Origin of the sequence: Rugamonas fusca, from assembly GCF_014042365.1 — a bacterium.
Lineage (GTDB): Bacteria > Pseudomonadota > Gammaproteobacteria > Burkholderiales > Burkholderiaceae_D > Rugamonas > Rugamonas fusca.
This window is the reverse complement of sequence record NZ_JACEZS010000003.1, coordinates 235538-247871: the sequence shown is the minus strand read 5'-3', so window position 1 is coordinate 247871 and position 12334 is coordinate 235538. Positions and strand designations below refer to the sequence as shown.

Sequence of the window (12334 nt, the reverse complement as noted above, 5' to 3'; positions counted from 1 at the left end):
TCAGTCCGGGATCAGGCGTAGGCTTCCGCCAGCGACATCACGCGCGGCGTGATCTGGATGCCGATGCCGTTGAACAGGCTGGTGATGGCGGCCAGGTTGGCTTCGCATTCCTCGGCCTTCCAGCCCTTGAACAGGTCGGTGCCATCCTTCTGGAAGTGCAGGTCCAGCACCTTGCCGCGGTCCTTGTGGGTATAACCGCCGCTGTAGGTGTTGTGGAACCCCATGGCGGCCAGCGCCGCCAGCACTTCGGTCGGCTGGTTGTCGGGATCGGTGGCCAGGAAGACGCCGTAAGTCTTGCCAGGCGGCTTGGCGGCGATGTCCACTTCGTAGATGCCGGGCGCCTTGGTCACCGTCGTACTCTTCAGAAATAACATGTTCTTACCCCTATCCTAGTAGCGCAGGCCTGGGCCGCGCGCGTGCTGACTTGTTTTTCTGATCGCTTGCTTCGTCAAGAAAAGATTCCAGAGAACAAGCTTATTGCTAATTGGGGGGTTTGTCGACACCTCCCGTCATTAATTTGCAATTTCGTCTCCTGGCGGCGGCACCGGCGCCCGGCGACGCGGGCCGCCTCTTGTCTAAAATATAGTTGTGAACTAGTCATTTGCAAGGATGGCGCGCTAGCGTGGCTTGCGGCGCGCCACGTCGGCCGTGGGCGCCACCAGCGCCTCGTACAGCGCGCCCGTGGCCGCGTCCCAATCTGTCACGGCCTTCTGCTGGCGCGCCACCGTGGCGTAATCGCCGCGCGCCACCGGGCCGCTGAGCGCGGCCGGCGCCCCCAGCCGGAACACATTGGCCAGCGATTCCGTCGCCAGCGGCCTGGCCAGTTCGCGCGCCACCGCCTCCGGCACGCCGGCCGCCTGGTAGGCGCGCAGGGCCGCGTCCAGCACCGTCACCAGGTAATTGCTGGCGAATACGGCCGCCGCGTGGTACACGGTCTTGGCCGAGGCATCGATGGCCACCGGCCGCGCGGCGATTGCTTCCAGCGCCGGATTGAGGATGGCCAGCGCCTGCGCGTCGCCCTCCACGCCGCAATATGTGCCGGCGAAATGGGCCGCCACCGCCTCGGGGTCGGCGAAACTACGGATCGGGTGGACGCTGGCCACCAGCGCGCCGGCCGCGCGCGCGGCCTGCAACTGGTCCGACGCCAGCGCACCGCTGCAATGGAACACGACGGCGCCCGCCAGCGGCACGGCCTGCGCCAGCGCGGCGCAGGCCGGCACGATCTGGTCGTCGGCCACGGCCAGCAGGTACACGTCGGCCGGGCGCAACCGGTCCCAGCCGCCGGGCGCGCGGCCGGCGCCGATGAAGGCCAGCGCCGACTCGGCCGACGCCGGGGAACGGGTCAGCACGTCCGCGATGGCGAAGCAGCCAGCCTGGGCCAGCAGGCGGCCGAACACGCGGCCCACGTGGCCGGCGCCGATCAGGGTCAAGCGCCGCATCAGAAGCCCGATCCCGGCTGCTGCAGGAATGCCAGCTCGTCCGGCGTGGACGGCCGGCCCAGGATGGCGTTCCGGTGCGGGAAGCGGCCGAAGCGCTCGATCACGTCGCGGTGGCGGTGGGCATAATCGAGCATGTTCTGGAAGCCCGTGCTGGCCGCCGCCAGCCGCGTGAACAGGGCCACGGACTGGCGCTGCATGTCGAGATCCTCCGCGTGCTCGAACGGCAGGTAGACGAAGGCGCGCTGCAAGGGCGTCAGGGCCAGGTCCTCGTCGTCGTCGACCATGTCCTGCGCCGCCTGCAACGCCAGCTTGTCGCCGGCGAACGCGCGCGGCGTGCCGCGGAAGACGTTGCGGGTGAACTGGTCCAGCAGCAGGATGCGGGCCAGCGCCGCCTGCGGGCCGCCCGCGTCCCAGTGGTGCAGGCCGCCGGCCAGCGCCTGCTCGATCAGCGGGCCGAAACGGTGCCCGATCTCGCGGTCGAACGCGTCGTCCTTGCGGAACCATTCGGCGCGCGCGGCGCCGGCGCCGGGCGTACCGGCCGGCAGGAACCAGAAATCGAAGATCGCCTTTGCTTCCGCGTTCATCATGTCGGCCTCCATCGTGGGGACTGCTTCGGTTGCCGCTTAGTTGCGGGCATGCGTCAGCTGGAAGCTGTCGATGCCGTCGAACAGCGCCAGTTCGGCCGCCACCTGGGGCAGGGTCGAGCCGCTGCGCTTGCTCAGCGCGATGGCCACGAAGCGCCACTCCTGGGCGCCGCCCTCGCTGCCTATCATCAGCGTGCCGCTGGCGATCTCATAGCCGCGCGCCAGCGCCATTTCCCGCAGCGCCGGCTCCTGCGGCATGTAGCCGGGCCGGAAGCGCATCGTGATGGCGACCGCGTGGCGCGACGGCAGCCACGCTTCCACCTTGGACAGGAAGATCATGGACATCGCGCACAGGATGGCCAGCCCCATGGCCGACATGTAGAACCCCACGCCCACCATGACGCCGATCACGGACGAGGCCCAGATCGAGGCGGCCGTGGTCAGGCCGCTGATGTTGAAGCCCTCGCGCATGATCACGCCCGCGCCCAGGAAGCCGATGCCCGTCACGATGCCCTGGATGATGCGGGTGGGATCGGTGCCCATGGCCGACGGGATCACGTGGCCGCCGAACCAGAACTGGGGATAGCCGGTGACCACCGTCAGCGCGGCCGAGGCCATGCACACCAGGCCATAGGTGCGCATGCCGGCCGCGCGGCCGTGGTAGGAGCGCTCGTAGCCCACCAGCAGGCCAAGCAGCAGCGCGCCGATCAGGTTAAGCAGGATGACGCCATTGGTGGCGAGCTCGCCCGAGGACCAATAGGCGAACAGGAAATCGAGGGTGGGCATGATGGGCCTCTTGTCAGTGTTGGTTCCCGGGCGCGCACCAGCGGGCGCGCCGCGGCGCTCAAGGCGCCTTCTTGTTCAGCTGCTTTTCAAACGCCACGTCGAGCTTGCTGACGCGCTTGGGCGTCTGCGGCCCCAGGCCGTTGACGAAGGCGACAAAGTCGTCCAGTTCCAGCGGCGCGCACAACGGTGGCAAGCCCGGTCCCTCGGTCAGGAAGAAATGGCCGCTGCCGGTGCGCGACATGGTGTATTTCGGATTGCCGCTGCGCTCCTTGAGCCGGGCGATGGCCGACGTGGCCCTGGTCGAACGGGCGCTCATACGGCCTCCGTGCGCCGCACCAGCCACGCCAGCGCATCGCCGGCCAGGTGCGCACGCAGGCGCGCGCGCACGGTGGCGTGGTAATCATTGAGCCACTGGCGCTCATCGTCGCGCAGCAGCGCCAGGTCCACGCAGCGCGTGTCGATCGGGCACAGCGTGAGCGTTTCGAAGCGCAGGAAGCTGCCGAATGCCGTGCTGCCCGCGTCCACGTTGAGCACCAGGTTCTCGATCCGTATGCCCCACTGGCCGGGACGGTACAGGCCCGGTTCGACGGAGGTGATCATGCCGGCCTCCATCGCCGTGTGCGGCTCCGGCATGGCGGTGGGCGAAATCGACTGCGGGCCTTCGTGCACGTTGAGGAAGTAGCCCACGCCGTGGCCGGTGCCGTGGCCGAAGTCCATGCCGGCCGCCCACAGGGGCGCGCGCGCCAGCGCGTCGAGCATGGGCGAGCGGGTGCCGCGCGGGAACTGCGCCGACGACAGCGCGATCACGCCCTTGAGCACCAGCGTGAAGTCGCGCCGCTGCTCGGCCGTGGGTTCGCCCACCGGCACCACGCGCGTGATGTCCGTGGTGCCGCCCAGGTACTGGCCGCCCGAATCGATCAGCAGCAGGCCGTCGCCCGCAATCGTGGCGTGGGCCGCCTCGGTGGCGCGGTAGTGCATGATGGCGCCGTTGGCGCGGAAGCCGGCGATGGTGCCGAAACTGGGGCTGACGAAGCCGGGCCGGCGGGCGCGGGCGGCCGTCAGCTCGCGGTCGATGTCCAGTTCAGTCAATGGCGCGCGGTGCGGGTCGGCCAGGGTCTGTTCCAGCCAGGCGAAGAATTCGCACAGGGCCGCGCCATCGTGCTCCATGGTCTGGCGCACGTGGGCCGCTTCGGCCCCGGTCTTTTTCGACTTGGCGAACGTGGTCGGGTTGACGGACTCCACCACTTGTACACCGGCCGGTACGGCCTGGCGCGTGCCGTGGGTGACGCGGCGCGGGTCCAGCAACAGCACGGCGCCGGCCGGCAGCGCGGCCAGCGCGGCTGCGGCGTCGGCATACGGCGCGAGCGTCACGCCATCGTGCGCCAGCGCCGCGCGCAACTGCGGCGCCACTTTGCCATCGGCCACGAACAGCGTGGCGCCGGCCGCATCGACCAGCGCGTGCGACAGGAACACGGGATTGAAGTTGACGTCGGCCCCGCGCAGGTTGAACAGGTAGGCGATATCGTCCAGCGTGGACAGCACGTGGTGGCTGGCGCCCTGCTCGCGCATGGCCTGGCGCAGCGCGGCCAGCTTGGCGGCGCGGCTCAGGTCCGCGTGCGGCGGCAGGTGCTCGAATACGGGCGCCGCCGGCAGCGCGGGACGGTCTTGCCACACTTCGTCCAGCACATCGAGGTCGGTGCGCAGCAGCGTGCCCTTGGCGTGCAGGGCCTGGGCCAGCAGGCGGGCCGTGGCCAGGCCCAGCACGGCGCCATCGACGGCCAGCGTCTGGCCCGCTTGCAGGTGTTCGGCCAGCCAGTCGATGTACAGCACGCTGGCGCCGGACGGGATTTTCATCAGCTGCACGGTGGTGCCGGCCAGTTCCGTTTCGGCCTGGGTCCAGTAGCGCGCGTCGGTCCACACGCCGGCGAAATCGGCCGTGATGATGAAGGTGCCGACCGAGCCGGTGAAGCCGCTCAGCCACTGGCGGCCTTGCCAGCGGGCAGGCAGATATTCGGACAGGTGCGGGTCGGAGGACGGCACCATCAGCGCGTCGATCTGGTGGCGGCGCATGGCCTGGCGCAGCTGCGCGAGGCGGGCGGCGATGTCGGAACGTTCGGTATGGGACATGAATGGCTGCAAATCGTTTATACGGATCTGCCTGCGGCGACAGAAGGTAGCCCTATGATACCGCGATTGGGGCTGGGGCAGAAGGAGGCCGGGGCGGGGCGAATTGCCCGGCGAACGTCGTGTGCAGGAAGCATCGTCGATGATCGGACAACTGAGCGGGAATGCGGACTCGCCGCGCCCTGTCTGGCGCGTGTGGATAACGTTCTATTTCCGCTTCTGTTTTCCTCTGCTTTTTCCTGCTTTGCCCTGCTTCGGGTTTGCCGGTGAAAATAGAAGAAAGCAGGACAAAGCAGGAGCGAAAATAGAACGAAATCCACATGGACTCTGGATCTCCCTGGCAGTAGCTGCACGCGGCAGGAAACCCGTGCTCATGTATCTCAACGACCACCGCCCGGAGTTATTCATGGCCATGACTGAGCTCACGCCTCAAACCGCCGCAACCCCTCCAGATCCAGGATCCGTATGCCGCAGTAATCGATGCTGAGCAAGCCCTGCTTCTCCAGCAACTGCAAGGCCTGGTTGGCGCGCTGGCGCGAGGCGCCCGACAAGAACCCCAGCTCCTCCTGCGAAATCTGCACCAGCGGCTCCAGCCCTGGATACAGATGGGAATTGAACATCGACGCCAGGCAGCGCGCCACCCGCGTGTCCACATTGAGCAGGCGGTCGTTCTCCACCATGCCGATGAACTGCCCCAGCCGTTCATTCAACTGGATCAGCAAAAAGCGCGTGAACGGCAGGCTCGATTCCAGCAGCCAGTGGAAAGTGGCGGCCGGCATGCGGGCGATGCGGCTGTCGCGCAGCGCCATCGCGTCGTACTTGCGGAATTCATCCTTGAGCAGCGAGCCTTCACCGAACCAGCCGCCGGGCGGCACGCCGGTGAACGTCACGCTCTTGCCCGAAGCCGAGAAATTGTTCATCTTGACCATGCCGCCGATGATGCCCAGCCAATGTTCCACCTTGTCGCCTTTACGGCACACATAGCCGCCCTTGGGTACGAAGGTCTCGAACGTGTCCGCTTCCACCCGCGCCATCTGCTCGGGCGTCAGGCAGCCGGCCCAGTTGGCCGTGCGCAGCGCTTCCTTCAAGCTACGTTGTTCAGTTTGCATTGTTGCATTGCACCATAAAAAAGTCGGGCGATTGTCGTCGAAAAGACAACCTGGTCCCTGCCGTCAGGCTACTATCATCACACAAAAAGGATGACGGGCCGCTATCTGGATGGCAATCCGCAAGCGAGCACGGCACCATAACAACAGACCGCAACAGGAGACACTGGTGCAAACTGATTTGGATACGTTCCCACGCCGGCTATTGCAGCACGGCGTAGACCGGCCGCAGCGGCCCGCGTTCCGCGAAAAGGACCTGGGCATCTGGCAAAGCTGGAACTGGGCGCAAGTGAACGCGGAAGTGCGCGCCCTGGCCTGCGGCCTGGCCGCGCTGGGTTTTGAGCGCGGCATGCACCTGGCCATCATCGGCGACAACCGCCCCCGCTTGTACTGGGCCATGCTGGCCGCGCAAGCGCTGGGCGGCGTGCCCGTACCGCTGTACCAGGATGCGCCGGCCGCCGACATGGCCTACGTGCTGGACAACGCGGAAATCCACTACGCCGTGGTGGAAGACCAGGAGCAGGTCGACAAGCTGCTCGAACTGCGCGCCGCCTACCCCGGCATCGCCCACATCGTCTACGAGGACGAACGGGGCATGCGCCATTACCGCCAGCCGGAACTGTCCGCGTTCGCGGCCGTGCAGGAGCTGGGCCGGGCATGGGACCGCGACCATCCGGGCGCCTACGAAGCCGCCATCGCGGCCGGCCGGGGCAGCGACCACGCCATCATGCTCTACACCTCCGGCACCACCGGCAAACCGAAAGGCGTGTGCCAGAGCCACGCCTCGCTGATCGCGGCCGCCACCGGCGGCGTGGGCTTCGACCAGCTGACCGAGCGCGAAGACATCCTGTCCTACCTGCCCATGGCCTGGGTGGGCGACTGCCTGTTCTCGCTGGCCCAGGCCATGGTGGCCGGCTTCACGGTCAACTGCCCCGAATCGGGCGACACGGTGCTGACCGACATGCGCGAGATCGGCCCCACCTACTACTTCGCCCCGCCGCGCATCTTCGAGAACATGCTGACCACCGTGATGATACGGATGGAGGACGCGGGCGCCATCAAGCGCCGCATGTTCCACCACTTCATGGAGGTGGCGCGCCGCTGCGGCGCCGACATCCTGGATGGCAAGCCGGTGCCGCTGGCCGACCGTGCCGCCTACGCGCTCGGCAACCTGCTCGTGTATGGCCCGTTGAAGAACGTGCTGGGCCTGTCGCGCGTGCGCGTGGCCTACACGGCCGGCGCGGCCATCGGCCCCGACCTGTTCCGCTTCTACCGCTCGATCGGGGTCAACCTCAAGCAGCTGTACGGTTCCACGGAAACCTGCGCCTACGTGTGCCTGCAACCGGATGGCCACATCAAGTTCGACAGCGTGGGCCTGCCCGCGCCCGGCGTGGAAGTGCGGCTGGCCGAGAACGGCGAAGTGCTGGTGCGCTCGCCCGCCACCATGGCCGGCTACTACAAGCGCCCCGACGCCACGGCCGAAGTGATCGACGCCGACGGCTACTTCCACACCGGCGACGCCGGCCTGTTCGACGCCGAAGGCCACCTGAAGATCATCGACCGCGCGGCCGACGTGGGCCGCATGAACGACGGCGCCATGTTCGCGCCCAACTACATCGAGAACAAGCTCAAGTTCTTCCCCTTCATCAAGGAGGCGGTGGCGTTCGGCCATGCGCGCGACCAGGTGTGCGCCTTCATCAACATCGACATGGAAGCCGTGGGCAACTGGGCCGAGCGGCGCGGCATCGCCTATTCCGGCTACACGGACCTGGCGGCCCACCAGCAGACCTATGAACTGGTGCGCGACTGCGTGGAAAAAGTCAACGCCGGCCTGGCCGCCGAGACCGGCATGGCCGGCACCCAGGTGCACCGCTTCCTGGTGCTGCACAAGGAGCTGGACCCGGATGACGATGAGCTGACCCGCACCCGCAAGGTGCGCCGCAAGTTCATCGCCGAAAAATACGCGGTGCTGATCGACGCCCTGTACAGCGGCAAGAGCTCGCAGTTCATCACCACCCAGGTCAAGTTCGAGGATGGCCGCACGGGCGCCGTCTCGGCCGACCTGAAAATCTGGGACTGCAAGACCTACCCGGCAGTCCAGGCAGCGGCATGACGGAGGACACCACCATGCAAATGAATGAAATCGAAGCGCATCTGGGCGCCCATGCCGGCCGTCGCACCGGCCCCGTGATCCTGGACCTGAAAAATATCTCGCTGTCGTTCGGCGGCGTGCGCGCGCTGACCGACATCTCCTTCAACGTGAAGGAGCACGAGATCCGCGCCATCATCGGCCCCAACGGCGCCGGCAAGAGCTCCATGCTCAACGTGATCAACGGCGTGTACCGCCCGCAGCAAGGGGAGATCATCTACCGCGGCGAACACCGCAAGAACATGGACTGCTACGCGGCCGCCAAGTCCGGCATCGCGCGCACCTTCCAGAACATCGCCCTGTTCAAGGGCATGACGGTGCTCGACAACATCATGACGGGCCGTAACCTGAAGATGAAGTCCAATTTCCTGCTGCAGGCCCTGTACTGGGGCCCGGCGCGCCGCGAGGAGATCGAACACCGCATCAAGGCCGAGGAGATCATCGACTTCCTGGAGATCCAGGCGATCCGCAAGACGCCCGTGGGCCGCCTGCCCTACGGCCTGCAAAAGCGCGTGGAGCTGGGCCGGGCGCTGGCGGCCGAACCGGAAATCCTGCTGCTGGACGAACCGATGGCCGGCATGAACGTGGAGGAGAAGCAGGACATGTGCCGCTTCATCCTGGACGTGAACGACCAGTTCGGCACCACCATCGTACTGATCGAGCACGACATGGGCGTGGTGATGGATATCTCGGACCGCGTGGTGGTGCTCGACTACGGCAAGAAGATCGGCGACGGCACGCCCGACGAGGTACGCACCAACCAGGACGTGATCAACGCTTATCTCGGGGTGGAGCACTAAATGAACGTGAACTTTTTCTTCGAAGTGCTGATCGGCGGCCTGCTGTCGGGCGTGATGTACGCGCTGGTGGCGATCGGCTTCGTGCTGATCTACAAGGCGTCCGGCGTGTTCAACTTCGCCCAGGGTGCGATGGTGTTCTTCGCCGCCCTCACCTGCGTGGGCATGGTGGACAAGTTCGGCCTGTCCGTGTGGCTGGCGATCCCGATCACCATCGTCGTGATGATCGTGCTGGGCCTGGCCATCGAGCGCGTGGTGCTGCGCCCGCTCGTGAACCAGCCCGAGATCACGCTGTTCATGGCCACCATCGGCCTGGCCTTTTTCATCGAGGGCCTGGCGCAACTGATCTGGGGCTCGCAGGTGCACAAGCTGGAACTGCCGATCGAGGACGTGCCGCTGCAATTTTTGCTCGATAAATTCAACATCATCGTATCCCAGTTCGACGTGGCGGCGGCCGGCATCTGCGCGCTGCTGGTGACGGCGCTGGCCCTGCTGTTCGCCCGCACCAAGGTGGGCCGCGCGCTGCGCGCCGTGGCCGACGACCACCAGGCCGCGCTGGCCGTGGGCATTCCGCTGCAGCGCATCTGGGCCGTGCTGTGGTCCGTGGCCGGCATGGTGGCGCTGGTGGCGGGCCTGCTGTGGGGCGCCCGCAACGGCGTGCAGTTCGCGCTCACCTTCGTCGCGCTGAAAGCGCTGCCGGTGCTGATCCTGGGCGGCTTCACCTCCATGCCGGGCGCCATCGTCGGTGGCCTGATCATCGGCGCGTCGGAAAAGCTGGCCGAAGTCTACATCGGCCCCATGGTCGGCGGCGGCATCGAGGGCTGGTTCCCTTACGTGCTGGCCCTGGCGTTCCTGCTGGTGCGGCCCGAAGGGCTGTTCGGCGAAAAAATCATCCGCAGAATCTGAGAGGATCGACCATGTTCTACCGCGAAGCCGGACAATTCAAGACCAGCTACCAGGCCGACAACCAGATCTTCCCGATCCGCCAGGACCGCATCGCGCTGGGCGCGCTGCTGGTGGTGGCGCTGGCGCTGGCGCCCGTGCTGGCCTCACCCTACACGCTGTCGGCCATCCTGATCCCGTTCCTGATCTTCTCGCTGGCCGCGCTGGGGCTCAACATCCTCACCGGCTACGCAGGCCAGCTGTCGCTGGGCACGGCCGCCTTCATGGCCGTGGGTGCGTTCGGCGCCTACAACTTCGTGCAGCGCATTCCCGGCATGCCCATCCTGCTGGCCTTCGTGCTGGGCGGGCTGTCGGCGGCGCTGGTGGGTGTCGCGTTCGGGCTGCCGTCGCTGCGCATCCGCGGCTTCTACCTGGCCGCCGCCACGCTGGCCACCCAGTTCTTCGTGCTGTGGTGCCTGACCAAGATCCCCTATCTGACCAACTACAGCAGCTCGGGCGTGATCACGGCGCAGAAGATCACCATCCTCGGCTATGAATTCGACAGCCCGGCCAGCAAATACCTGCTGGTGCTGGCCGTGGTGGCCGTGATGGCGCTGCTGGCCAAGAACATGATCCGCTCCAACGTGGGCCGCTCGTGGATGGCCGTGCGCGACATGGACGTGGCGGCCGAAGTGATCGGCTTCCGCCTGATGCGCACCAAGCTGCTGGCGTTCGCCGTCAGCTCGTTCTACTGCGGCGTGGCCGGCGCCCTGTACGCGTTCGCCTACCTGGGCACGGTGGAGCCGGAAGCGTACAACCTGGACCTGTCATTCCGCATCCTGTTCATGATCATCATCGGCGGCGTCGGTTCCGTGCTCGGTTCCTTCCTGGGCGCGGCCTTCATCGTGCTGCTGCCCGTGTTCCTGAACGTGCTGGCGCACGGACTGGCCCTGCCCACCAGCGTGGCGTCCAACCTGGAGCTGATGGTGTTCGGCGCATTGATCGTGTTTTTCCTGATCGTCGAGCCGCATGGCTTGGCGCGTTTGTGGCAAATCGGTAAAGAGAAGTTGCGCCTGTGGCCGTTCCCGCATTGACCATCACAGAGCGCAATCACATAGCTGGCAATTCGTAGTCCGACTCTTGGAGGAGACAACAATGAAGTGCATCAAATCCCTCGTGCTGGGCGCCGCGCTGGCGGCCAGCGCCATAGTTCCGGCCTGGGCCGACCAGTTCATCGCCCTGCCATCGTATCGCGTGGGGCCTTATGCGGCGGGCGGTTCCGGCTTTTACGGCGGCGTGATCGACTACTTCAACCTGGTCAATATGAACGGCGGCGTGAACGGCGTGAAGATCAGCTGGGAGGAATGCGAGACGGAATACAACCCCTCGCGCGGCGTGGAATGCTACGAGCGCCTGAAGACCAAGAACGGCGGCGCCACCATGGTCGAACCGCTGTCGACCGGCATCGCCTACGGCATCCTGGACCGGCTGCCGCAGGACAAGATCCCGATGACGATGCTCGGCTACGGCCGCTCGGACGCGGCCAACGGCAAAGTGTTCCCCTACGTTTTCCCGCTCATCACCAGCTACTGGAACCAGGCCGCCGGCATGATCAAGTACCTGGGCGACAAGAGCGGCGGCATGGATAAACTCAAGGGCAAGAAGATCGTGCACCTGTACCACGACTCCGCGTTCGGCAAGGAACCGTTGCCGGTGCTGGAGGCGCTGTCCAAGCAGTATGGCTTCGATCTGATCAAGATCGCCGTGCCGCCGCCGGGCAGCGAGCAGCAATCGCAATGGCTGCAGATCCGCCAGGCCAATCCCGACTACGTGATCCTGTGGGGCTGGGGCGTGATGAACTCGGTCGCCATCAAGACGGCCCAGCGCAACGGCTTCCCGCGCGAGAAGATGCTGGGCGTGTGGTGGGCCGGTTCCGAGGAGGACACCGTGCCGGCCGGCGACGCCGCCAAGGGCTACAGCGCCATGACCTTCAACACCCCCGGCAACTACCCGGTGATGGAGGAGATCCACAAGAAGCTGTATGACGCCGGCAAGGGTAACCTGGCCGACCGCAACCGCGTCGGTTCCGTCTACCACATGCGCGGCGTAACGGCCGCCATCCTGTGGGTGGAAGCGATGCGCACGGCGCAGGAAAAATTCGGCAAGGGCAAACCCGTCACGGGCGAACAGCTGCGCTGGGGCCTGGAACACCTGAATGTGGACGAAGCGCGCGAGAAGGCCATCGGTGCCTACGGCATGCTGCCGGTGGTGAAAACCAGCTGCGAAGACCATGAAGGCTCGGGCGCCGTGAAAGTCCAGCAGTGGGATGGCAAGAAGTGGAATGCCATCACGCCGAACTGGGTGGTGGGCGACAAGGCGCTGACCCGCAAGCTGCTGGAGGAATCCTCGAACGCCTACGCCGCCGAGAAAAAAATAACGCCAGCCTGCGCGAAATAGCCACGCCATA

Annotated in this window: 12 protein-coding genes; 5 read left to right on the top strand and 7 right to left on the bottom strand. The window is 66.2% G+C overall.

The features are described from left to right. Positions 1 to 11 precede the first annotated feature (11 nt). The 7 genes from H3H36_RS05940 to H3H36_RS05910 all read right to left on the bottom strand — a co-directional run bounded on the left by H3H36_RS05940 (position 12) and on the right by H3H36_RS05910 (position 6042). A complete protein-coding gene (locus tag H3H36_RS05940) occupies positions 12 to 374 on the bottom strand; it encodes a hypothetical protein (protein ID WP_182160789.1) in 363 nt (120 codons plus the stop codon). A 243-nt stretch (positions 375 to 617) separates the two neighbouring features. Continuing rightward, positions 618 to 1439: a Rossmann-like and DUF2520 domain-containing protein gene (locus H3H36_RS05935; RefSeq protein ID WP_182215153.1), complete on the bottom strand. Its 822-nt coding sequence runs from the start codon at positions 1437 to 1439 to the stop codon at positions 618 to 620. Beyond that, positions 1439 to 2023, bottom strand: coding sequence for a DUF924 family protein (locus tag H3H36_RS05930; RefSeq protein ID WP_182215356.1), 585 nt, complete (start codon positions 2021 to 2023; stop codon positions 1439 to 1441). The genes H3H36_RS05935 and H3H36_RS05930 overlap by 1 nt, the downstream gene beginning before the upstream one ends. Before the next feature lie 39 nt (positions 2024 to 2062). After that, positions 2063 to 2809, bottom strand: coding sequence for an MgtC/SapB family protein (locus H3H36_RS05925; protein ID WP_182215151.1), 747 nt, complete (start codon positions 2807 to 2809; stop codon positions 2063 to 2065). Positions 2810 to 2867: 58 nt separating this feature from the next. Further along, positions 2868 to 3125: a hypothetical protein gene (locus H3H36_RS05920; protein ID WP_182215149.1), complete on the bottom strand. Its 258-nt coding sequence runs from the start codon at positions 3123 to 3125 to the stop codon at positions 2868 to 2870. Continuing rightward, complete coding sequence (locus H3H36_RS05915) at positions 3122 to 4936, bottom strand: aminopeptidase P family protein (RefSeq protein ID WP_182215147.1); 1815 nt, start codon at positions 4934 to 4936, stop codon at positions 3122 to 3124. Before H3H36_RS05915 ends, H3H36_RS05920 begins: the two co-directional genes overlap by 4 nt. A 419-nt stretch (positions 4937 to 5355) precedes the next feature. Then, the gene (locus H3H36_RS05910) at positions 5356 to 6042 is read right to left on the bottom strand and encodes a Crp/Fnr family transcriptional regulator (protein WP_182215144.1); all 687 of its coding nucleotides are present in this window, start codon (positions 6040 to 6042) and stop codon (positions 5356 to 5358) included. Between the two features lie 163 nt (positions 6043 to 6205). Here H3H36_RS05910 and H3H36_RS05905 point away from each other — a divergent pair, with 163 nt between their 5' ends. From H3H36_RS05905 to H3H36_RS05885, 5 genes are all read left to right on the top strand, one after another. Further along, a complete protein-coding gene (locus tag H3H36_RS05905) occupies positions 6206 to 8152 on the top strand; it encodes an AMP-binding protein (RefSeq protein ID WP_375539577.1) in 1947 nt (648 codons plus the stop codon). 14 nt (positions 8153 to 8166) lie between these two features. Continuing rightward, positions 8167 to 8988: an ABC transporter ATP-binding protein gene (locus tag H3H36_RS05900; RefSeq protein WP_182215139.1), complete on the top strand. Its 822-nt coding sequence runs from the start codon at positions 8167 to 8169 to the stop codon at positions 8986 to 8988. A 6-nt stretch (positions 8989 to 8994) separates the two neighbouring features. Next, entirely contained in the window at positions 8995 to 9891 is an 897-nt protein-coding gene (locus H3H36_RS05895) for a branched-chain amino acid ABC transporter permease (RefSeq protein WP_182215354.1), read from the top strand. Positions 9892 to 9902: 11 nt separating this feature from the next. Next, positions 9903 to 10961: a branched-chain amino acid ABC transporter permease gene (locus H3H36_RS05890; RefSeq protein WP_182215137.1), complete on the top strand. Its 1059-nt coding sequence runs from the start codon at positions 9903 to 9905 to the stop codon at positions 10959 to 10961. A 61-nt stretch (positions 10962 to 11022) separates the two neighbouring features. Beyond that, positions 11023 to 12324 (top strand): ABC transporter substrate-binding protein, encoded by a 1302-nt coding sequence (locus H3H36_RS05885; protein WP_182215134.1) that lies wholly within the window; start codon positions 11023 to 11025, stop codon positions 12322 to 12324. The last annotated feature ends 10 nt before the right edge of the window (positions 12325 to 12334 follow it).